The sequence below is a fragment of the Hyphomicrobium sp. D-2 genome (assembly GCF_029872155.1).
Lineage (GTDB): Bacteria > Pseudomonadota > Alphaproteobacteria > Rhizobiales > Hyphomicrobiaceae > Hyphomicrobium_A.
Window position 1 is genome coordinate 323,619 of the sequence record NZ_JARXLA010000003.1, and the last position, 22,372, is coordinate 345,990.

The 22,372-nt window shown below is 60.4% G+C and carries 19 protein-coding genes; 9 read left to right on the forward strand and 10 right to left on the reverse strand.

Annotated elements, in window-relative coordinates:
- Positions 1-136: 136 nt before the first annotated feature.
- On the reverse strand, positions 137-1,024 hold the full coding sequence (locus QEZ49_RS07400; protein ID WP_280385583.1) for a polysaccharide deacetylase family protein: 888 nt from the start codon (positions 1,022-1,024) through the stop codon (positions 137-139).
- Positions 1,025-1,724: 700 nt separating this feature from the next.
- Between QEZ49_RS07400 and QEZ49_RS07405 the strand changes: the two genes are divergently transcribed.
- A complete protein-coding gene (locus QEZ49_RS07405; protein WP_280385585.1) occupies positions 1,725-2,087 on the forward strand; it encodes a DMT family protein in 363 nt (120 codons plus the stop codon).
- Between the two features lie 51 nt (positions 2,088-2,138).
- Positions 2,139-2,855 (forward strand): SDR family oxidoreductase, encoded by a 717-nt coding sequence (locus QEZ49_RS07410; RefSeq protein ID WP_280385587.1) that lies wholly within the window; start codon positions 2,139-2,141, stop codon positions 2,853-2,855.
- A gap of 66 nt (positions 2,856-2,921) precedes the next feature.
- Here QEZ49_RS07410 and QEZ49_RS07415 read toward each other — a convergent pair whose 3' ends face one another.
- The 4 genes from QEZ49_RS07415 to QEZ49_RS07430 all read right to left on the reverse strand — a co-directional run bounded on the left by QEZ49_RS07415 (position 2,922) and on the right by QEZ49_RS07430 (position 5,358).
- The gene (locus QEZ49_RS07415) at positions 2,922-3,101 is read right to left on the reverse strand and encodes a hypothetical protein (protein WP_280385589.1); all 180 of its coding nucleotides are present in this window, start codon (positions 3,099-3,101) and stop codon (positions 2,922-2,924) included.
- A 378-nt stretch (positions 3,102-3,479) separates the two neighbouring features.
- Positions 3,480-3,836, reverse strand: a complete 357-nt coding sequence (locus QEZ49_RS07420) for a DUF6481 family protein (protein WP_280385591.1) — start codon at positions 3,834-3,836, stop codon at positions 3,480-3,482.
- 479 nt (positions 3,837-4,315) lie between these two features.
- Complete coding sequence (locus QEZ49_RS07425; RefSeq protein ID WP_280385593.1) at positions 4,316-4,810, reverse strand: hypothetical protein; 495 nt, start codon at positions 4,808-4,810, stop codon at positions 4,316-4,318.
- 122 nt (positions 4,811-4,932) lie between these two features.
- Complete coding sequence (locus tag QEZ49_RS07430; protein ID WP_280385595.1) at positions 4,933-5,358, reverse strand: hypothetical protein; 426 nt, start codon at positions 5,356-5,358, stop codon at positions 4,933-4,935.
- A 378-nt stretch (positions 5,359-5,736) separates the two neighbouring features.
- Between QEZ49_RS07430 and QEZ49_RS07435 the strand changes: the two genes are divergently transcribed.
- Positions 5,737-6,939 (forward strand): pyridoxal phosphate-dependent aminotransferase, encoded by a 1,203-nt coding sequence (locus tag QEZ49_RS07435; RefSeq protein ID WP_280385597.1) that lies wholly within the window; start codon positions 5,737-5,739, stop codon positions 6,937-6,939.
- A gap of 487 nt (positions 6,940-7,426) precedes the next feature.
- Here the strand turns inward: QEZ49_RS07435 and QEZ49_RS07440 are convergent, their stop codons facing one another.
- Positions 7,427-7,669: a hypothetical protein gene (locus QEZ49_RS07440; RefSeq protein ID WP_280385599.1), complete on the reverse strand. Its 243-nt coding sequence runs from the start codon at positions 7,667-7,669 to the stop codon at positions 7,427-7,429.
- A 370-nt stretch (positions 7,670-8,039) separates the two neighbouring features.
- On the opposite strand from QEZ49_RS07440, the gene QEZ49_RS07445 reads away from it, so the two are divergent.
- The 4 genes from QEZ49_RS07445 (at position 8,040) to QEZ49_RS07460 (ending at position 13,477) form a co-directional block, all read left to right on the forward strand.
- Positions 8,040-10,127, forward strand: coding sequence for an elongation factor G (locus tag QEZ49_RS07445; RefSeq protein ID WP_280385601.1), 2,088 nt, complete (start codon positions 8,040-8,042; stop codon positions 10,125-10,127).
- A 335-nt stretch (positions 10,128-10,462) separates the two neighbouring features.
- Positions 10,463-10,852 carry a fluoride efflux transporter CrcB gene (crcB, locus tag QEZ49_RS07450; RefSeq protein ID WP_280385603.1) on the forward strand — a complete coding sequence of 130 codons (390 nt, stop codon included), beginning with the start codon at positions 10,463-10,465 and terminating at the stop codon, positions 10,850-10,852.
- Between the two features lie 58 nt (positions 10,853-10,910).
- Complete coding sequence (locus tag QEZ49_RS07455; RefSeq protein WP_280385605.1) at positions 10,911-12,359, forward strand: carotenoid oxygenase family protein; 1,449 nt, start codon at positions 10,911-10,913, stop codon at positions 12,357-12,359.
- 155 nt (positions 12,360-12,514) lie between these two features.
- A complete protein-coding gene (locus tag QEZ49_RS07460) occupies positions 12,515-13,477 on the forward strand; it encodes a catalase family peroxidase (protein ID WP_280385608.1) in 963 nt (320 codons plus the stop codon).
- Between the two features lie 49 nt (positions 13,478-13,526).
- Here the strand turns inward: QEZ49_RS07460 and msrB are convergent, their stop codons facing one another.
- Both msrB and sfsA read right to left on the reverse strand, forming a co-directional pair.
- Positions 13,527-13,955: a peptide-methionine (R)-S-oxide reductase MsrB gene (gene msrB, locus QEZ49_RS07465; protein WP_280385610.1), complete on the reverse strand. Its 429-nt coding sequence runs from the start codon at positions 13,953-13,955 to the stop codon at positions 13,527-13,529.
- A 64-nt stretch (positions 13,956-14,019) separates the two neighbouring features.
- Positions 14,020-14,736 (reverse strand): DNA/RNA nuclease SfsA, encoded by a 717-nt coding sequence (gene sfsA, locus QEZ49_RS07470; RefSeq protein ID WP_280385612.1) that lies wholly within the window; start codon positions 14,734-14,736, stop codon positions 14,020-14,022.
- A gap of 75 nt (positions 14,737-14,811) precedes the next feature.
- Here sfsA and QEZ49_RS07475 point away from each other — a divergent pair, with 75 nt between their 5' ends.
- Positions 14,812-15,555 (forward strand): molybdopterin-binding protein, encoded by a 744-nt coding sequence (locus QEZ49_RS07475; protein WP_280385614.1) that lies wholly within the window; start codon positions 14,812-14,814, stop codon positions 15,553-15,555.
- 165 nt (positions 15,556-15,720) lie between these two features.
- Entirely contained in the window at positions 15,721-17,082 is a 1,362-nt protein-coding gene (locus tag QEZ49_RS07480; protein ID WP_280385616.1) for a septal ring lytic transglycosylase RlpA family protein, read from the forward strand.
- Positions 17,083-17,254: 172 nt separating this feature from the next.
- Here QEZ49_RS07480 and QEZ49_RS07485 read toward each other — a convergent pair whose 3' ends face one another.
- Positions 17,255-17,872, reverse strand: a complete 618-nt coding sequence (locus tag QEZ49_RS07485; RefSeq protein WP_280385618.1) for a hypothetical protein — start codon at positions 17,870-17,872, stop codon at positions 17,255-17,257.
- Between the two features lie 183 nt (positions 17,873-18,055).
- Positions 18,056-21,817: a vitamin B12-dependent ribonucleotide reductase gene (locus QEZ49_RS07490; RefSeq protein WP_280385620.1), complete on the reverse strand. Its 3,762-nt coding sequence runs from the start codon at positions 21,815-21,817 to the stop codon at positions 18,056-18,058.
- Positions 21,818-22,372: the final 555 nt, after the last annotated feature.

Consider the following 22,372-nt stretch of genomic DNA (forward strand, 5'->3'; position numbering starts at 1 on the left):
AGCATGCATTGTGCGGAAGAAACCTTCGGTTGCAAGACCGAAGGGACCGCGGATCGAAACACAGGCGGGATAGCGCGCACGGCCGCACGTAGGCGCTGGAAGCGCCTGCGTGCGATGCAACTGCCGTGAGCGATCGTTAGTGGTTCGCGGTTTTACGTTGGCGCGCGCGTTTGCGCGGAGTGGGCGAGGCAGGCTCGACAGCGGCCACAGCCTCCAGCTTCGACTTCGGCACAATGTGCACGACCTTGTACCCACGCTTTTTCAGCTCTGCGAGCAGTGTCGGCATGGCCGCCGCTGTGCGCGCCTGAATGTCGTGGAACAGGATGATACCCTTGCCCTTGCGGTCGAGGCCGGTCAGCACGTTGCGGATCACCATCTCCGGCGAGCGAACCCGCCAGTCCCATGAATCGACGTCAATGCCGAACACGGCGATATTGCGCTTGGCCAGATAGTCCCGCACCCGCTTCGGATCGCTGAGATAGGGGAAGCGGAAGAACGGCGCGACGCCATCGGGCAGCACTTCGTCCGCAATATTGAAAGTGCTTTCGATCTGCTGCTCGGCGCTGCCCAGAGACGTGGCGCCGAGGTTGCGGTGGGAATAGGTGTGCGTGCCAACCGTATGCCCTTCCGCCTGCACCTGCTTGGCGATCTCGGGGAAGTTCTTCAGCATCCGGCCGACATAGAAGAATGTGGCCTTGGTGCATTCAGCCGCCAGCGCGTCCAGAATTTCGCGGGTGTGAACGGGATGGGGGCCGTCGTCGAAGGTCAGAACGACTTCCTTGTCCTGCAGCAGCGGTGTCGGGCGATACTGCTCGCCATATTCGCCACCGCCCGCAGTGTCGACCTCTGCAACACGGGTGACGCCAAGGCCGTCGCTGCAATTGATTGACTGATCGGTGACAGCATTATCGGTCGCCGTGGCGATGACTTCTTCCGATGCGGCGGCAACCCGCGCTGCTTCGGTTTCTGCGCGGGCAACAATCGCCGGCAGCATCAGCGCGGCAACCAGAAGCAGCTTCTTCATCTCGGTTCTCCCCAACCAGTTGCCCCACGCGAAACAGGCTTGGTCGCTCCGACCACGGCGGCGGAGCATTGCATCGATGCATTTAACCCAGCGTAAAGGATAGTGCGCTTCGGCCTGAATGGCATACCGTTTCCAGCTTCGATAGCCACCGGTAGCGCGATCGTGCTCGGCCTGTGCTGCATCGGTGACGCCCGCTTTCCGCTCCTCACCGCGAAAACTGACACCAGACCCAGCAAAGAGAAGCAAAGAGAGGCACCGGGGGCGTGGCAACCTCTCTTTGCGCCCGGCGGTGGCTGGCCGGGGGATGTCGCGCAGGGCGCCGCTGCAGGCTTCGGCGGATCCGCACACGACAATCTCTCTTCGGTGCGTATCAAGCCGAGGATGGTGTGGCTGTCTGCGCTCCAGCATTGACGCATTGAAACATGAAACCGGGGTTTGATCCGCGTCGAGAATATCGAGCGTTATTTCAGCAATATCGCGGGCATTGCATGGCTTTGCCGCCCGGTTGACTGACCGTATACACCGCGCGCGGCTGGCAACGACGGGCAGCACCACGGGCTTCGAACGCCCGCCGCGTGATAAGCGTGCCGCCGCTTTTCCCGGTCTTTGCTTCGGTTGCCATCGGCGATATCAGGTCTGCGCTTGTCTGCCGATCAGGCATGGGGCTAAGTCGGGCGTCCACCTTTGGAGCCTGCGCAGCATGCCACTCCCATCCTTTTCCATGCCCTACATTCTGCCGATCGTACTTCTGGTTTTCTCCAACGTCTTCATGACGTTCGCCTGGTATGGCCACCTGCGGTTCAAGGAGCAGCCGATCCTGCTGGTCATTCTTGTGTCGTGGATGATCGCGTTCTTTGAATACTGTCTGGTCATTCCGGCCAACCGCTACGGCAGCGATGTCTATTCCGCCGCCCAGCTCAAGACGATCCAGGAAGTGATTACGCTGATCGTCTTTGCAGTGTTCTCGGTGCTCTATCTCAAGCAGCCGATTGGCATGCATCAGCTCATTGGGTTCGGGTTTATAGCGCTGGGTGCATTCTTTATCTTCTCGGGGCGGCCCTGAAGCAGTTAAGGTCGCACGGAAACAAAGACCGCTCCGCGGCGCGAGGGGGAAATGGCTGAGACACGCATTGCAATGGTCACGGGTGCCAACCGTGGGATCGGGCTGGAGATCGTAAAGCAGCTATCGCGCGGCGGTATGCTGGCGGTGCTCTGTTCGCGCGACGTTGAAAAGGGGAAGCAGGCGGCGTCGAAGCTGGCATCGGAGGGGCTTGAGCCGCCGGTGGTTGCTCTGGACGTGACGGATGATGCCAGCGTCGCTAATGCGGTGGCCGAGGTCATGAACCTTTTCGGGCGCATCGATGTGCTGGTGAACAATGCTGCGATCCAGCGGGAAGGGATGACGGCTGAGCAGGCGAGCGTTCTTGATGTTGCGCCGGAACTTGCGCTGGAAGTGTTCAACGCCAATACGCTGGGGCCGTTGCGACTGACCAAAGCCGTTGTGCCTATCATGCGCGAGGGCGGCTATGGCCGGATCGTCAATATTTCCTCCGGCGCGGGCCAACTCGCGGAAATGGCGGCCGGGTTTCCATCCTATCGGATGTCGAAGGCGGCGCTGAACGCGCTGACGAAAGTAACTGCTGCGGAGCTGGGGCCATCGCCGATCAAGGTCAATGCCATGTGTCCCGGCTGGGTGCGCACCGACATGGGCGGACCGGACGCGACACGCTCGGTGGAGCAGGGCGCGGAAACGGCGATCTGGCTTGCCACTCTGCCCGATACCGGCTCTACCGGCGGTTTCTTCCGTGATAAGACGCCGATCCCCTGGTAATATTGGCTAGGCGTAGTCCAGAAGTTTGGACTGATAGGTGCGCTGCCGTACAGGCAGTCGTTTTGCTTACACGCCGCGCACCAGATTGCCGATCATCAGCGTGATGTAGGCGCTGATCGCAAGCCAGAATTCCTGATGCGGCAAGTATCGCGGCACGCCGATAAAGCCCAGCTTGGTCACCAGCGCGAGAAGAGCGAGGGTGAGCGCGATCAGGAAGATGGTGATGGTTGGCGGATTGAGGCGCATGGGTCTGGTATCCTCCCCTTAGGTCGCGATGCGGCACGGCGCATGAAGCCAACGCCTATACGCTCCGGTCATGGCACGGATTTGATCGGCCGGAACCCTAAAACCGTCAATTGGCGGGGTGCGTATAGCTGACCGCAGCGTGGCACTCCGCGCCGTGCCGCATGATGGCATTTTTTTCAGAACCTGAAACAACGTGATACGAGACAGTGGTCTTGTTAATCGTCCCCACCGACGGATTGGGCGCGATCGTAGCGCGATGTTTCAGGCGCCCGACATTCTGTCGCTGCTTGCTCGTATGACCCTGCAAGGGTCCGTGAAGACGGCGAGGCCGGGCAATCGATGATCGCCCGGCCTCCGCATTCCGAAATTGTGCAGGCTTTAGCCCGCCTTGCGAGCCTTGCGGGCGGCGTAGCGCGCGTCGCGATCCTTCTTGCGCTGCGTCTCAAGCTCAACCTGCTCGTCGATTTCCCGCGCCAGGCGCGCTTCGTTCTCTAGGCGCGCGGCCAGTTCATCGGCCGCAACTTGTGCTGCTTGCCGCTCCTGTTCGACGCGGCGTGCCTCTGCCCGCTCGGCGGCTAGCTTCTGCCGTTCGGCCGCCGCCAGGGCACGCGCCGCCCTTTGTTCAGCGACTGCCGGGTCTTCTGCTCGTGCGCGGAATCGCGCCAACGCGGCGCTTTTGGCGGCTACGGATGTGGCCTGCCGGTCGTTGAAATTCGGGTTCTTGAAGGCTTTCATCTTGCTCCAGTCAATTGGTTCAGTTTGCTGACCCGAACACGGTGCTTCCATCTCGGGGAAACAGCTGGCGGCTCCTTAGCACGGAATTCGCCACCTCGCGAAATGCTCCTGATGCGTCATCCTTGGCTTATCCATCTCGAGACTCGGGCGCCCGGTGCGGTGCGGCCTGCGATACGGATCTCGGCATTAAGGTCGACGACGCGATTGAGATCATACCGGTACGACCGGACGCCGTCGGCGGCGCAAGGGATAATCACCGGCGGCTGGTTGTTCCCCGCAGGGGCGCCGGTGCGAAAGGACACAACACCGGCGGCTGGTTCCCCGGAGGGGTGTCGCCGGTGCAAAGGATAATCACCGGCGGCCGGCTCCCCGGAGGGGTGTCGCCGGTGCAAAAAAGTCTCAAAAACAAAACGCCGGCGCGAAGGCCGGCGTTGAATGGATTTCTGTATGGTCGAGAGGATCGCTCCTCAGCCCTGAGATCAAAGCGTGCGGATGGTCTTGGCCGTTGACGACACATCCGGCATCTCCTGGCCTGCCTCGATCACGAAGCGGACGGGGAGCGCACGGGGGTTGCTTTCATCCCGGCAGGTCACCAGCAGAAGCGGGGTTGGACGGCCAGCCGACGAAACAGGCACCACATTATTGTCGATGACGCGGTCGACGGTCACGACGTTCAACACGCGATCGTGCCCGTTGGCCGAGATGGTGATGCGATCGCCGATCGATACCGGTTTGGCGTCGAGAGCGCTGACATGCGCAACATTCGACAGCCAGAAGTCTTCCGTACCTGCCACCACCGGGCTGACCCGTGCAGCAGAAGCCGTTTGCACATCCATATCCGCGATGGCGGTCTGGAAGCCACGCGCCACCACGCCTTCACCATTGCCTATCGACACCGCTGCGGCACCTAGGCCGGTGGCGGCGGAAGCCAAAACCGCGATCGGAAGCGCTTTTCGGATTGCGCCAGTGCCCATGGTCAGCTCCGCTGTTCCGTTTTCAGCTTTATATGCATTTCGCGCCTAACTCGGGTACGAGGCCGAAGCAGACAGATTAGCCGCTCCTGCCCAGTGCGCAAGATTACTAGACCAACCCACCATTACCGAAATGTTAGGGGTGGAGCGTCGGTCTTCAAGTCCCCCGCAGGAAATGGGGCTTTCACGCCTGCTCCCGCCGGTTCTGCCATTGCAGCTGGGTTAACATAGGCTCGCCGCAGATGACGAAAGAAGGCCAGATTGAGGGCAACGATTAACGAAACAATCCCGGCCAGCAGGCTAACCGCCAGACTTTGCGGAATGGGACGGGGCCCTGACATAGCCTCCTGAGGAACAGGGATTGCGGTCGCGACAACCGCGGCCGCAATCAGTGGGCTATCGTCCAGGGAGAATTTCATGAGGTCGCCCGTGCTCGGTGCCGCAGCCAGCAGGCCAGACAGGCTGTATTGATATTCCCGATCGTGATTGTAGGTGGCGACTGCAAAAGCGAGGGTGGCAAATAGTACGAGGCCGAAGCCAATGTCGGCCACGGTGCGCCCCAAAAGTCTGAACGTTCCAGCTCCGGACATCTCAGCTTCCCGACCCTTGCTGGCTCACGTAGCCGCCCTGCATCTGCATGCCCGCCAATGCTAGCCCCGTTCATGGCAGCGTTGGGGTCACATTATGGCGATTGAGGTGTATTTCTTCTCAACGCGGGTTCTGATGTGGGGATGTGGCATGCCGACCACGCCCGCACCCGCCGCCGCCCGCTCCCCAATGACCCATCGTTTTGGTCGCGGCCTTCGGGGCCGTATAGGCCAAGTGGATGTATTGAAGTCGTAGCGGCGTGCGGATAGTGTCCCCGCCGCATTGCAACATATCGACCATCCAAACGAGCATCCTAACGATCATCCGAAAGGCTTTCGACCATGGGCTTCATCGCCGACAGTTTGAATCGCATCCAGCCATCGGCGACCATTGCGGTGACGACGAAGGCCCGGGAACTGAAAGCCGCTGGCCGGGACGTCATCTCTCTTTCAGCGGGTGAGCCGGATTTCGATACGCCGGAGAACATCAAGCAGGCTGCCGTCAAGGCGCTGGCCGATGGACAGACGAAGTATACAGACGTTGACGGCACGCCGGCGCTGAAGGCCGCGATCGTGCGCAAGTTCAAGCGCGAGAACGGCCTGGAATACAAGCCGGAGCAGATCTCCGTCGGCACCGGTGGCAAGCAGGTCATCTATAATGCGCTGATGGCGACCCTTAACCAGGGCGATGAAGTGATCCTGCCGGCACCGTGCTGGGTCTCGTATGCGGACATCGTCATGCTGGCCGACGCCAAGCCGGTGTTCGTCGAGACGAAGCTGGAAGACGGCTATCGCCTGACGCCCGCTGCGCTGGAAGCTGCGATCACCCCCAAGACGAAGTGGCTGATCTTCAACTCGCCGTCGAACCCATCTGGCGCTGCTTACTCACGCGATGAGATCAAGGCGCTGACGGACGTGCTGCTGAAGCATCCGCACGTCTGGATCATGACCGACGATATCTATGAGCACCTGCTCTATGATGGCCTTGAGTTTCACACCATCGCCGCTGTCGAGCCGCAGCTGTTCGACCGCACGCTGACGATCAACGGTCTGTCGAAGGCCTATTGCATGACCGGCTGGCGGCTTGGTTATGCCGGCGGCCCGGTGCAGCTCATCAATGCGATGCGCAAGCTGCAGTCGCAATCGACGTCAAACCCGTGCTCGATCACGCAGGCTGCCGCTGTTGAAGCGCTGGATGGTCCGCAGGACTTCATCGCCGCCAACAACGCCAAGTTCGTTGAGCGCCGTGATCTGGTGGTGTCGATGCTCAATCAGGCGTCGGGCATCACCTGTCCGAAGCCGGAAGGCGCGTTCTACGTTTATCCGAGCTGCGCCGGCGTGATCGGCAAGACGAGCGCGTCGGGCAAGAAGATCGAAACCGACGAAGACTTCGCCACCGCCTTGCTGGAAGAGGAAGGCGTTGCTGTTGTGCATGGCGCAGCGTTCGCGTTTTCGCCGGCATTCCGCGTTTCCTATGCAACATCAAAGGATGTGCTTGAGGAAGCCTGCCGCCGCATTCAGCGGTTCTGCGGTAACCTGCGCTAGGGCTTGAGCATCGCTTTTCTATCGGATTGCGATGCGGCTCTGGTCTTTTGATGCGGCCGAGATTGCACGCTGCCTGATGGATCTCGAAGCGATCAGGGACCGGGTTTGAAAGGGGCGGGGCGAGGCAATGGACAAGAAATGTTCCGCCGCGCCCCGGCTTGGCTGCTCCGACGGGGCGAAGGTGGGCTCTAAATGCTCATCCTGCCGCTTCTGGCGCGTCGGTCTTTTTCTCGCTCTGGCGGGGCTCGCTCTGAGCTGGCTGATTGGCAAGGGGTGACGGCAACCGCGACTGCCCACTCCGAACGGGGCAAAATCGGATACTAAAAAACGGCGCGTCCCTGCGGATGCGCCGTTGCCATTTTCACCGTCGTACACTTCCCAGCGTCGTCATTTCGAGGGGTGGCTGCTTAATCTCTTGCCCACCCGCCAGTTACTCGTCAGATCGTCAACTGGATCGTATTACGACCCCACTTGTGCGCCGCACCAATCAGGCGGCTGCACCGCGGTGTCCAACGAACTCAACCGTAAGGGCGCGAAGCCACAGACGACGCAGCGAACGCTGGGTGCTGGCCAGCAAGCTGCGCTGCGTTGTTGGCACCACAACAAGTGCAGTTGAAGGTACACGGGCAACCTTTGCCTGTGTGCGGTTCAGATCATCGGTTGCCATGTCTTCAGCGGCCATTGCGTATCCCGCCGCGTGGGCTGCAGACATCAGCGATTTCATACCCATCGCACGCCTCATTCCGACTTCAGCTTCGACACGTGTAACGCGTGTCGCTCAGATCCGGTTCACTTCGATAATAAGCTATCGAACCGATATATTTATAATGGCCCAAATATCGGGCAGAGCAAGCTATTTCGGTTGTGCTGATGCGAATGAAAACGCATTCAGTTTTTCGCGCTGCAAGCGCTGCATTGCAAAAATATGACTGTCATCCGTCAACGTTTTTCAAAGCCGGGATGAAATGCGGCGCCAGCTATCGAAGGCTTGCGCTGGCGCCAACGAAGGATCAACATTGAGTTCTGTCGCGCTCCTCCGAGAGGCGCGAGGCGTGCGGCCGAGAGCGGTTGCGTGCGCCTCCAACCGAAGGAGGAAGCGAATGGCACAGTCCGAAGTTTCCAGTCGTTGCGGTGTGGCCGATGGTCATGCGAAAGCGCATGGCGGAACCGGTCCCCGCTGCATCGCATTGATCGGCCCTTACCTCAGCGGCAAGACATCCCTTCTTGAAGCGATACTGGCACGCACCGGTGCCATTCCGCGCGCCGGAAGCGTCACGGCGAAAACGTCGGTCGGGGATGGCAGTCCAGAGGCGCGCGAACACGGAATGAGCGTGTCGCTGAATGTCGCCGACACCACTTTCCTGGATGACAGCTTCACATTTCTCGATTGTCCTGGATCAGTTGAGTTCCAACACGAAGGCTGTGCTGCATTGACAGTGTGCGACGCGGCCGTTGTCGTGTGCGAGGCTGACGCGCGCCGCGTTCCGGCGCTTCAGACCATCATGAAGCAGCTTGAGGACCGCGGCATTCCGCACTTCCTGTTCCTCAACAAAATCGATGAGACGACAGTTCCGCTGCGTGATCTCATTCCCATGCTGCAGCCTGCCAGTACACGGCCGCTGGTGTTGCGGCAGATTCCGATCTGGGAAAACGGCGCGGTGAACGGCTTTGTCGATCTGGCTTCCGAACGCGCGTTTGTCTATCGGGTCGATGCGCCTTCGGAAATCGTGGAGTTGCCGGCAAGCCTGAGCGAGCGCGAGCAGCAGGCGCGTTTTCAGATGCTGGAGCAGCTTGCCGATCACGACGATGAGCTAATGGAGCAGTTGCTGTCCGATGTTCCGACGCCGCGCGATCGCGTGTTCACCGATCTGACGCAGGAATTCCGCGATGGCGTAATTTGTCCGGTTTTTCTTGGATCGGCGAAGGATCAGCACGGCATTTTCCGGTTGCTGAAAGCGTTGCGTCACGAGGTGCCTGGCGTTGAAAGGACAGCCCAGCGGCTCGGCGTGGAAGACGCAACATCCGCGGCATGCGTTTTCAAGACGCTGCATACGCAGCATGGCGGCAAGCTGTCCGTGGCCCGCGTGTTAAAGGGCGAATTTGCCGATGGCACAGTGGTGACGGGACCCGATGGTAGCGATCGCATCGCCGGTGTGTTTTCGATACGTGGCGAGGAAGCGGCGAAACGCGGCCCTGCCGCCGCAGGCGATACGGTCGCGTTCGGTCGACTGGAAAGCGTGCAAACCGGTCAGACGATAAGCACTGACAGGATTGCCGGTGCGCAGGTGTTCAGTCCGGTTGCACCGGAAGCGGTGTTTGCGGTTGGCCTGGGTTTGAAGGACCGCAAGGACGAAGTGAAACTCACCGCCGCGTTGGCAAAACTGCAGGAAGAAGATCCATCGCTTGTCGTCGAGAGCAATGGCGATACCCACCAGATGTTGCTGCTGGGGCAGGGCGAGATGCACCTGCGCGTGACGCTGGAACGGCTGCAGCGCAAGTATGGCATCGCGGTTGAACGTCAGCAGCGGCAGATTCCGTATAAGGAGACGATCCGCGTTGCCACGCAGGTGCGCGGTCGGCACAAGAAGCAGTCGGGTGGCCACGGTCAATTCGGCGATGTGGTGCTGGAGATATCGCCACTGCCGCGCGGTGCTGGATTTGCATTCAACGAAAAGATCACCGGGGGCGTCGTGCCGCGTCAGTTCATTCCTTCGGTAGAAATCGGCGTGAAGGATTATCTGCAGCACGGTCCGCTGGGTTTTCCGGTGGTCGACGTCGCGGTGACGCTGCTCGATGGCTCGTACCATTCGGTCGACTCCTCTGACATGGCTTTCAGGCAGGCAGCGCGTTTGGGCATGGATGAGGGATTGCCAAAGTGCACGCCGGTGTTGCTGGAACCGGTGATGGAGGTGAACATCGCGGTGCCGAATGAGGCGACGGCGCGTGTCAATGGCATCATCTCGCAACGGCGCGGGCAAATACTCGGTTTCGATAGCCGCGAAGGCTGGGCCGGCTGGGATGTCGTGCAGGCGCAGATGCCGGCGTCCGAAATGGAAGGGCTGATTGTCGATCTGCGCTCGGCGACGTCGGGCGTCGGCACCTACACGGCCCGCTTCGATCATATGGCGGAGTTGACTGGCAGGCTGGCCGATCAGGTGTTGGCGCATCAGCGAAACGTGGCCGCATAACTCAGGTGGGGTAGATGGTGTCGGAGCGCGCGGCCGTGGCGGTTGCGCTCCGGCATCGATATGTAAGTCGCCAGGTGACCACCTGTATGGGATGTGTCGCTGCCACGATCACTCCCTAGAGCCTTTCAGCGTTTCAACGAAACGCTGAAAGGCTCTAGGTGTTTGTTTGCCGTGCTTCCTGTCGGAAAATCGGCTCCCACTTTTCCGGAAGCACTCTAGAACGCGCAATCTCCTCTTGACCGGAAGAACTGCGGCGAGCATGTCGGACACCGATCCGCGCAAGCGACCTTTTGCGCGTAAGTCCATGTCGCCATGGCGTGGAATAGGAGACGTTCGTGCAGGCATATTTATGGGTAGCGTTGGGCAGTGCGCTGGGCGGAATGGCGCGTTTCTGGCTGACCGGCGTAGGTGCGCGGTTGTTCGGCGAGACGTTTCCGTGGGGCACGCTGCTGATCAACATCATCGGTTCGTTTGTCATCGGATTGTTCGTTGCGATGACGGTGCCTGAAGGGCGCTTTGTCGTTGAGCCGGATTTCCGCGCTTTCGTGACGGTTGGTCTGTGCGGTGGCTTCACGACATTTTCCGCTTTCAGCCTACAGACGATGGTGCTCATGCAGGAGGGCCAGTGGCTGGCAGCGGGCGGATATGTTGCCGCTTCGGTGTTGCTGTGCTTGCTCGCTGTCTGGGCGGGTTACGCAATTGCCATGCAACTCAATCCGCTATAATGCGACCGCTTGGCCCGGTTTTGAGCATTCCTTTGCCTTTGTGTGTCAGGGTTGCCGCATGGCTGGCTCAGATCGCACATCATTTGTTCGCGGATTTTCGGATCTCGATGTCGAGACGACCGTCGCGCGACTGCCCGTGAAAGGCACATTTCCACCGTGGCTGCGCGGCACGCTGCTGCGGACGGGGCCTGCGAAATTCGATATTGGCGGGACAAGCGTCAACCATTGGTTTGATGGTCTGGCGATGTTGCATCGGTTCAGTTTTGCCGATGGCGAGGTCGCCTATTCCAATCGGTTTTTGCGCTCAGACACTTTCAAGCGCTCAATGGATCGGGGCGCGCTGGCTGACGGCGGTTTTGCAACCGATCCGTGTCGCACGTTATTCCAGCGCGTCGCTTCGGTTTTTTCGCCCCGATTTACTGACAATGGCAACGTCAACATTGACAGTTTCGGCGGCGAGCCGGTGGCGTTGACGGAAACGCTGCTGCCGGTCCGGTTCGATCTGGAAACGCTGGCGGTGCTTGGCCATCATCCGATGAGCGCCGAGGTGGGCGGGATGATTTCAATCGCCCATCCCCATCACGATGCTGGGCGCCGGTGTCGCTACAGCTATGTGGTCGAGTTTGGCCGTCGCTCCCAATATCGCCTGTTCGCCATCCCCGATGATGGCTCGGCACAGCGCGTGGTGGCGACGATGGAGGTCGATAAGCCATCCTACATGCACTCGTTCGCGATGACCGAGCGGTATCTGATCCTGACGGAATTTCCGTTGGTGGTCGATCCGCTGCGAATGATGCTGAACCTGTCGCCGTTCATCCGCAACTATCGCTGGTTGCCGGAGCGCGGGCTGCGCTTCCACGTGTTCGACAAGGACAGCGGCCGCCATGTTATTTCGCACACGGCTGAGGCCGCGTTCGCCTTCCATCACATAAATGCGTTTGAAGCGGACGGTGAGCTGAAGATCGATGCGGTTGTCTATCCGGACGCTGCCATCATCGATCAGCTTTATCTTTCGCGGCTGCGTGCAGGCGAACCGGTGACTGCTACCGGCCAGCCGACACGTTTCACGGTGCCGCTGGGGGATAATGGAACTGTCACAGCCGCATCACTTGCAAGTGGCATGCTGGAACTGCCGCGGGTCGACTATGATCGCTGTGCGGGCAAGGACTATCGTTATATGTGGGGCAATGGCCGCACGCCCGATGGCCTTTTTCTCGACAGCATCGTTCGCATTGATTTGGAAACCGGTGCGGTCGCGCGTTGGTTCGTAGACGGATGCTATCCCGGCGAGCCGGTATTTGTTCCGCGTCCGGGAAGCACCGACGAAGGTGACGGCGTTATAATTTCAGTTGTGCTTGATGCGCACCGTGGAACGTCATTTTTGCAAGTCATGGATTCAATATCGCTCTCCGATATAGCTCGCGCACAGTGCCCGCACACAATTCCGTTCGGGTTACACAGTTGTTACTATCCGGGCGCTGAAGAAGGGCGTATGGCTCAAATGTGAGCCAGCGTCGCGAATGAACTGGGGTCATACTGCCCGTAAAGAGGCATTTTGTATACCTCTTTGGTTTGAGCAGTGTTACAAACTGCCCGTTCGCGGCGAAAAGCTCTCATTCAGGGGAGGCTGTGCTGGGGTGCAGCCAAGTGATGGAGCCATTCATGGGTGCTTTTCGGGTGTTGGGTGCGGGCGTTGCGGCGCTGGCGCTGCTGGGGAATGCTGCTGTAGCGGAGCCGGCTACGGGCGAACAACTCGTTGATGTATTGAACAAAATATTCGGTGCGCATGAAAAAACGCGCGCCTCTCACGCGAAGGGCATTTGCGTGAAAGGAGACTTCAAGCCGACAACCGATGCCGCAACGCTTAGCAAGGCGCCGCAGTTTTCGGCGTCTGTGCCGCTCATCGGCCGGTATTCCCTCGGCGGCGGCAATCCTGCTGCATCGGACGGCCAGAAAGATAACGTCCGGGCCATCGCGCTGCATTTCAATTTGCCGGACGGCAGCGTCAGCGATCTGCTGATGATCACCGCGCCTGTGTTCCCGGCCAAAAATCCGGATCAGTTTCTTGAGATGCTGACGGCTGTAGCGTCTAAGGACAAAGAGAAAGTTGCTGCCTACTTCGCGGCCAATCCGGAATCGACAGGGCAGAAGAAATACTTGATGGCGCGGCAGGTGCCGGCCAGCTACGGGACGGCCGATTACTTCGGCGTGCACACGTTCTATCTCACCAACAGTGATGGGCAACGCCAGGCGGTGAAGTGGAAGGCGGTGCCGGTTGGCGGCTTTGTCGGGCTTGACGATGAGGCAGCCAAAGAAAGCGGCACCGATTTCTATCGCAAGGAGCTGGAGCAGCGGCTTGCCAAAGGGCCCGCCAGCTATGAACTGTTTGCAGTTCTTGGCCAGCCGGGGGATCAGGACGACGATCCGACCGCAGAATGGCCTGCCGATCGCAAGAGCGTGAAGATGGGAACGATCACGATCAGCGGGCTGGAGCCAGAGGCGACGTGCGATGCGGGCGTGTTTGATCCGAACGTCGTGGCCGACGGGATTGAACCATCGCCTAACGATAAGATCCTGCCAATGCGCACTGAAAGCTATGCGGTGTCATTCGGACGCCGTCAGTAGAAAATCCCGAACGTAAGAACGGTGGGCTCGGCAGCATGCGCTGCCGGGCCTATGCCTTATCGCGCTCTGATTCAGACGGGATGAACTTCAGGGCGACGCCGTTGATGCAGAAACGCAGTCCGGTAGGCTCAGGGCCGTCGCGGAACACATGCCCCAGGTGGCCACCGCAGCGGCGGCAATGGATTTCCGTGCGCACCATGAAATAGCGGCGATCGACGCTGTCGCCGACGGCGTTACCGAGTGGGCGATAGAAGCTGGGCCAGCCGCATCCGGCGTTGAATTTCGTCTCGGAGGCAAACAGCGGATGCCCGCATCCGACGCACACATACGTGCCTTCATCGAAGTTGGCGTCGAGGGGGCTTGTGCCGGCGCGTTCGGTGCCATGTTCGCGCAGAATACGGAACTGCTCCGGATCAAGTTCGCGCCGCCATTCCTCGGGCGTCTTTTCGATTTCGAATTTGGATTTCGATTTTGTCACGCTGCATCCGTCTGCGTGCTGGAGAGTTTCAGTTCGCGTAGCGCCGTGGCCGAAGCCGTATCTCTTAATCCATGAAAGGGACGAGGCGGTCCAGCACGATTTCCTCAGTGGAAAGCCTGCAGTTGTAGGCGACTGCTTCCACACCGGCCGCTGTGGCGGTGCGGAATGCTTCCGCATAGGCGGGATCAAACTCGGAGCAGATCGAAAAGCGCTGCGCGTCGGCGCGCTGGATCAAGTACAGCATCACGGCGCGGTGGCCTTGTGCAACCATGGCCGACAACTCGCGCAGGTGTTTGGCGCCGCGCGCCGTCGAGCAATCTGGAAATTCGGCGTGGCCGGAGGCGCGCATGAGGTGGACGTTCTTCACCTCGACATAGCACAGGCCCTTCGCGTCATCCTCAAGCAGGAAATCGATGCGGCTTTTCTCGTCGCCATACTTCACTTCAGGCCGCACGGTTTCATAGCCACTCAGGGGCTCGATGGCGCCATTTGCCAGCGCCTCCGCGACGAGCCGATTGGGATGCATGGGATTGATGCCAACCAGCGTCGGTCCATCACCCAGATCGTCTTCAATCATCTCCCAGGTGTGGGGATATTTGCGCGTTGCAGCATCGCTGCGCGACAGCCACACCACGGAACCGGGCGCCTGCAACCCGAGCAGTGAGCCGGTGTTGGGGCACGCAACCGTGGCCCGCCCGCCGTCATCGAACACAACATCGGCCAGAAAGCGCTTGTAACGGCGCTCGAGACGGGCGCGGACAAGGGCAGAGGTGAATCGCATGGGCGCAGCCTAAATGCTAAGATGGTGCTTCTATCGGCGGCCGGTTAGGCCGATGCAATGCCACGGAGAGAAGCTTTGAGCGGCGAGGAAACCGTCACAGCGGCGGTGCTGGTGATCGGCGACGAAATTCTGTCCGGCCGCACGCCGGATCGCAATATCAACTACATCGCAGCCCACATGACCAGCATCGGTATTCGTCTGCGCGAAGTGCGCGTAGTGGCCGATGATGAGCGCGATATCGTTGATGCCGTGAATGCTCTGCGCGCGCGCTACACGTATCTCATCACCACCGGCGGCATAGGCCCGACGCACGACGACATAACAGCTGATGCAATTGCAAAGGCGCTAGGCGTGCCGATCGATCACGACCCGCGCGCGGTGGAACTGCTGGAAGCTTACTTCGTCCGTCGCGGCGTTACGTCGACGCCAGCGCGCATGCGCATGGCGCGCATTCCCCATGGCGCAGAACTTATCGCCAATCCTGTTTCAGTCGCTCCGGGCTTCATGATCGACAATGTCATCGTGCTCGCGGGCGTGCCGGATGTGATGCAGGTGATGCTCGATGACGTGACGGTGAGACTGCGCACAGGCGCGAAAATGTTAACCGCAACGATCAAACTTTCGCGGCCCGAAGGTGATGTTGCTGATCTGTTCGCTGCGCATCAACAAGCATTTCCCGATGTTGCTATGGGCAGCTATCCATCGTTTGCCGATGGAGTGATCTCCACGCAACTTGTTCTGCGATCTACAGATTCTGAAATGCTGGAGCGCGCAAAACAGGGTTTGCTGGCGCAGCTCAACAGTCGTGGAATGGTTTAAAAGTAGCGGCCTTGCGTCGCACTGACCGCATTAACTAGTGATTCGCCATCGTATTTCCGCTTCCTGCTGTTCCGACAGTGCCGCTCCGGGGGGTGTGGAGGTAGAACTCACGTGTTCTGCGACCCGTTCTCGCGGCGAACGGATAAACAGATACGGAGTTCTGCAATGGCGTGGAGTACGTCCACCTGGGCGAAGCGAATTCGCCTTGTGTGCATCGCCTCGATCGCACCGGCGATCACTGCGATGGCCATTCCTGCAACCGTCATATCGTCAGCCGAGGCGAAGACGCCGGGTAAGACCTATTGCTTCGTTGGCAAGTGCCATCGCGTGAAGACGATCGCGGAAACCGAAGCACTCGTCGGTAAAGAGCAATCAGTTGTCGCCTCTCACTATGACGACTGTAAGAAGGATCGCTACAACCCTTGCGGTCTGACATCGTCGGGTGAGCGTTTCCATCCCGATCGTCCCGATAACACCGCAAGCCCGGTTTATCCTGACGGCACCACGTTGCTGGTCTGGAATCCCAACAACAAGCGCGCGCTTGTTGTTCGCGTGAACAACGCCGGGCCCTATTGGGGTAATCGCACGCTTGATCTTTCTCGCGCCGCTGCTGAAAAACTCGGCTTCGCCGGGCAGGGCGTTGCAAAGCTCAAGATGAAAGTCGTCAAGGCGCCAGAAGCGCACGAAGCGCGCTACAAAAAGAACCGTAACTATGATCCGGTTCCCGGCGACATTGGCCAGTATGCAAGCATCACCGATGCGCATCGCGGCATGGCTGTTGTGATGGCGTTCAAGGCCACGACCGGTTCGCCGTTCGCGCCGGTCACGACTGCGAATGCGTTCGCAGGCCAGACGGTTGGTTCCGCGCGTCTGCTCGTTGCCGAAGCGCCGCAAGCTATCGGCCGCATCACGACAGTTGCCTATTCTGCACCGAATACGCCTCTGGCTTTCGGTGGTTTCCGCACCCAGAGCCGCGCTGTGCGCAGCGCTGCAAGCTCGCTCGGTTCGGAGCACAGCCTGGGTAAGGCCAACCGTGCCGAGTGGGATGAGGATGGCGTTGTCGATGGTCCGGTGCGTCTGTCGCAGGATCTCGTGACGGCGTCGATCGCAACACCGCCCGTTGCAGACAAATCGCAAGCCGTGAAGTCGGTAGCCACCTCAGATAAGGCCGAAGCAAAGTCGAAGTCGGCTGCAAAATCTGCCAAGAAGTCTGACAAGGCGCGCATCGCAGCCGCTGTCTACGCCGACACACCAAAGCCTGAGGCGAGCAAGAGTTCGTCGAAGAAGCAGGACGACAGCAGCAAAGCGGAAAAGTCTGGCGCGAAGGTCGAGAAGAAATCGACATCCAAGTCGCGGAAGTCTGCGAAGTCCAAGCGCGGCAGCGGATCAAAGAGCAAGGTCGCCAACTACGAGAGCCGTGGCGGCAGCTACTACGGCTCGTCCTACGGCAACAGCTATTCGGACCGCAGTTACACGTCGAGCCGCAGCGCTGGCCAGCTCATGTCGGATAACCTGCGCCGACTATAACGCAGGCGGTTGAACGGGGAGTTTCGCTGCAACCAGTGCTCCGCTCGTTTGCGGGGTGCCGGTTGCAGCGCCTGGCCTGGCGGCGACATCCGTGTTCGCGTGCGGTTTCACAAACAGAAAACGCTCCGATTTGCATCGGAGCGTATAAGCCTTCACCGTTTCTGATGCGTAATCAGCGCAGCAGGAATGCTGGCAGGTCGAACGCGGCTGTTTCACCCTGCTTCTCGAAGCGGAAGAACAGCTCGTACTCGGCTTCGAGCGTGTCGAGAAACTTCGCGACCAGGTCGAGCAGGGCGCCGAGCGGAATACGCTTGGCGATGAGGAAGTCTTCGCTGGCGCATAGCGGCGCGGTGTCCGACAGTGTCGGTGCATCGGCGGCGATCATGCCGCGACTGCGCACGTAGCTGATCAGGCTGTCGCCGGCATCGAAGTCGGTGCCGCTGACATCTGCGCATTCCGCAACGGCGTCGAGCAGGATCGCGGTGCCGGAAAGGTAAAGCTTGGCCATGAATGCGAAGTTTTCTTCGCTTTCGGCAACCTCAGCTGCCCACTCGCGCCCCTTCAGGATGCGCGACAGCAAGGCCAGCTCGAACGTGCGGATGCGCTCGATGGCTTCGCGCTGACCGGCGCGCAGCTCAGCGATGCGCTCGGCTTCGCGTGGCGGCGGACCGGACCAGATGTAAAGCACGCTGGTCAGATCTTCGCCGGCAGCCAGCGCAGCATCCAGGTGCTCAGCCAGCAGATAGACGCTGACAGGCGCCTCGTAGCGCGAGATCCTGGTATCAGTCATTGCACGTCCTGCACATCATTCCCCAATTTGGGATGGTGCTGTGATTCTCCCTTAGCTGCACCGTATGTCCCCAATCTGTCCACAGGTCGGCCGTGTTGCGGCGGAGCTTGAATTCGGATGCGAAGGCGTAAAACACAAAGGGCGCGCGATGGTTTCGCGCGCCCTTCGCTTATTTCATGCCGATCACGAGCAGCCCGATGTGCCGCCGCAGGTGTCGCACTTCAAGCACGTGCCGTTACGCACCAGCGTGAAGTTTCCGCATTCGCGGCAGGCTTCACCCTCATAGCCACGGATGCGTGCTTCAGCGCGCAGATCGGCGTCGCGGGTGCGCACTGAAACCTCGGTGCGCTTCAGCGTCGTCTGCGAATACATCACCGATGTATCGGCCTTCAGCGCCGTGGCCCCATCCGTCACCGGATAAACCGCGGTGTCGGTTTCGACGGTTGGATAACGGGCGGTGAGATCGGTGTAACCGCCGGCATCATCGCTTGCTGCGCGTCCGCCCGAGGCAAGCCGCAGGTTGCCGCGCATGAAGCCCTTCGAAACAACCTTGGTCACCTGCTCCGGCAGATCGAGCGCCAGTGCCTCGTCGGTTTCTTCGTCGGAGGAACCGAGCCCGGTTTCGCCAACGATCTCGCGTGGATCGACGTGCGCCAGATCGTGACGGCCGAGATAGGAAACAGCCAACTCGCGGAAGATGTAGTCCAGCACCGACGTTGCGTTCTTGATCGTCTCGTTGCCGGTGACGAGGCCCGCCGGTTCGAAGCGCGTGAACGTGAACGCCTCGACGAACTCTTCCAGCGGCACGCCGTATTGCAGACCCAGCGAGATAGCGATGGCGAAGTTGTTCATCAGCGACCGGAAGGCAGCGCCTTCCTTGTGCATGTCGATGAAGATTTCACCCAGCTTGCCGTCTTCGTATTCGCCGGTGTGCAGGTAGACCTTGTGGCCGCCAACGGTTGCCTTCTGCGTGTAGCTCTTGCGGCGGTTGGGCAGCTTCGTCCGTTCGCGGATGGCCGCGCGGCGCTCAGCTTCCTTCGCCTTGGTTTCAAGCTCGGCAACGCGCTTGGCCAGCGCTTCGGCGGCGGCAAGAGCACGCTGAAGCTGCGGCTTGTCGGCCAGCATCTGCTCGGCTGCTTCATCCTGCTCGTCAACGTCGTCGCCCAGCACCTGCGCGTTGAGCGGCTGTGAAAGCTTTGAGCCGTCGCGATAGAGCGCGTTGGCCTTCAGCGCCAGCTTCCACGACAGCATGTAGGACGCCTTGCAGTCGTCTACCGTTGCTTCGTTCGGCATGTTGATGGTCTTGGAGATCGCACCCGAAATGAACGGCTGCGCGGCGGCCATCATGTAGATGTGGCTGTCGACCGAGAGATAGCGCTTGCCCTTGCGGCCGCAGGGGTTGGCGCAATCGAACACCGGCAGGTGCTCGGTCTTCAGGTGAGGCGCGCCCTCAAGCGTCATCGCTCCGCAGACATGCTCGTTTGCGGCCTCGATGTCCTTCTTGGAGAAGCCGAGCGCGGTTAGAAGATCGAATGCCGGATCCTGCACGCGTTCAGCATCGATCTTCAGCTTGCTGACGACAAAGTCTTCGCCCAGCGTCCACTTGTTGAAGACGAATTTGATGTCGAATGCGCTTTCGAGTGCACCTTCAACCTTGGCCAGCGCAGCGTCGTCAAAGCCCTTGGCGCGTAGCGTCGAGGGGTTGATCGCCGGAGCCTGCGCCAGCGAGCCGTGGCCCACTGCATAGGCTTCGATCTCCGCGATCTCGCTTTCACGATAACCGAGTGTACGCAGCGCTTCGGGCACCGCGCGGTTGATGATCTTGAAGTAACCGCCGCCGGCAAGCTTCTTGAACTTCACCAGCGCGAAGTCTGGCTCGATGCCGGTGGTGTCGCAATCCATCACCAGACCGATGGTGCCGGTGGGCGCGATAACGGTTGCCTGCGCGTTGCGATAGCCGTGGCGCTGACCAAGCGACAGGGCGTTATCCCAGGCGCGCTTGGCGGCTTCGATCAGCTCCACTTCCGGGCACGCATTGTGATCGAGCGGTACCGGTGCAATGGCGAGCTGCTCGTAACCCTCGCTCTGGCCATGGGCCGCGCGGCGATGGTTGCGCATCACGCGCAGCATGTCGGCGGCGTTGTCGTGATAGCCGGCGAAGGGCCCAAGCTCGCGCGCCATTTCTGCTGACGTGGCGTAGGCAACGCCGGTCATCACAGCGGAGATAGCACCGCAGGTCGCGCGGCCTTCGTCCGAGTCATAACCGATGCCGCCTGCCATCAGCAGACCGCCGATGTTGGCGAAGCCGAGGCCGAGCGTGCGGTAGCGATAGGATAGTTCGGCGATCTGGCGCGACGGGAACTGCGCCATCAGAACCGACACTTCCAGCACGATGGTCCACAGGCGGCACGCGTGCTCGAAACCGGCGACGTCGAACGTACCGTCCTTACGGCGGAACAGCATCAGGTTGACCGATGCCAGGTTGCACGCCGTGTCGTCCAGGAACATGTATTCCGAGCACGGATTTGATGCGCGGATCGGGCCGGACTGCGGGCAGGTGTGCCAGTCGTTGATGGTGGTGTGGAACTGGATGCCGGGATCTGCAGAAGCCCAGGCGGCATGGCCGATCTGCTCCCACAGATCACGGGCGCGCAGCGTCTTGTGCGGCTTGCCGTTGAGGCGGCTCGTCAGGTTCCATTCGCCATCTTCCTCGACACGGCGCAGGAACTCATCGGTGACGCGCACCGAGTTGTTCGAGTTCTGGCCCGAGACGGTGAGATAGGCTTCTGAATCCCAATCGGTGTCGTAGGTCGCAAAGTCGATGTTGGTGTAGCCCTGCCGCGCGAACTGGATCACGCGATAGACGTAATTCATCGGCACGTCGTCGCGGCGCGCTTCCTTGATGGCGCGCTTCAGCGCCGGATTCTTGGCCGGATCGAAGCAGGCGTCACCATCGGCGTCGCAGTTCACGCAGGCCTTCATCACCGCCTGCAGGCGCTTCTGGCAGATCTTGGAACCGGTGACGAGCGCAGCAACCTTCTGCTCCTCCTTCACCTTCCAGTTGATGTATTCCTCGATGTCCGGATGGTCGACATCCACCACCACCATCTTGGCGGCGCGACGCGTGGTGCCGCCCGACTTGATGGCGCCCGCAGCGCGATCGCCGATCTTCAGGAAGCTCATCAGCCCTGACGACTTGCCACCGCCGGAAAGCTTCTCGTTGGCGCCGCGCAGGCTGGAGAAATTGGAGCCGGTGCCCGAGCCGTACTTGAACAGGCGCGCCTCGCGCACCCACAGATCCATGATGCCGTTCTCGTTGACGAGATCGTCCTCGACCGACTGGATGAAGCAGGCATGCGGCTGCGGATGCTCATAGGCCGAGGCCGAGAGCGTCAGTTCGCCGGTCTGATAATCGACGTACATGTGGCCCTGGCCGGGGCCGTCGATGCCATAGGCCCAGTGCAGACCGGTGTTGAACCACTGCGGGCTGTTGGGCGCCGCCATCTGCATGGCGAGCATGTAGCGCATCTCGTCGAAGAATGCGTGCGCGTCTTCCTCGGTGGTGAAGTAGCCGCCCTTGAGGCCCCAATAGGTCCATGTGCCGGCAAGGCGATCGAACACCTGGCGGGCATCGTTTTCGCCGCCAAAGCGCTCGTCCTGCGCCAGTTTGGCCAGCGCGTCCTGATCGGGCGCCGAGCGCCAGGCCCATGACGGAATCTGCGTCTCTTCCACCTTCTTCAGGTGGCGGGCGACTCCGGCCTTGCGGAAATACTTCTGCGCCAGAATGTCGGCAGCGACCTGGCTCCACTGCGCCGGCACCATGAAGCCTTCCAGCCGGAAGACAACAGAACCGTCGGGGTTCTTGATTTCGCTCGTCGCGCGGCGAAATTCGATGGTGTCGTACGGCGAGGTGCCTGCAGTCGTGAAGCGCCGCGTAATCTTCATTAGTGTCCCCCGAATGGTCCGTGGCCGGCGCCTACGCAGCTACAATTGGCGCGATACAATTAGGTGGCGATGCCGTTCCCGGCGCCGCCGCTGGTTACTCGGTGCACGACAGATCCCTTGCAGGCGCATTAGGGGTGCGCTCGCTCTTTAAGTTTTTATTTTTCAAGGGAACGGGTCCTCAGACCCAACGCGTACCAATGTGCCGACGGCCAGGGACAACTGCCCCTTGGCGCTACCCCTACAAGAGGTTCCGCCACGTCGCCGCGACACCCCCTCAAGTTGGCTCGATTCGAGGGTGAGGTCTAGCACTAGTATGGTTGTCGCCACATCGGCACCAGCAACCTACTAGATGTAGATATCTGCAGCATAACCGCTGGAGAACCGGTGGATTTCCTGTGGGATATGCTGCAGACCGGCGTCAGGATGTGCTTATAAGGGGCGCATCGGGCGGGTGTGCAGAGTTGGGGACCCAATTCATCCAGTCTAGGGTGAGTCTGCCGGGGTACCCTGTGGCCGATCTGCCGCGCATCCCGAAAGACGTGATTGGATTGCCGC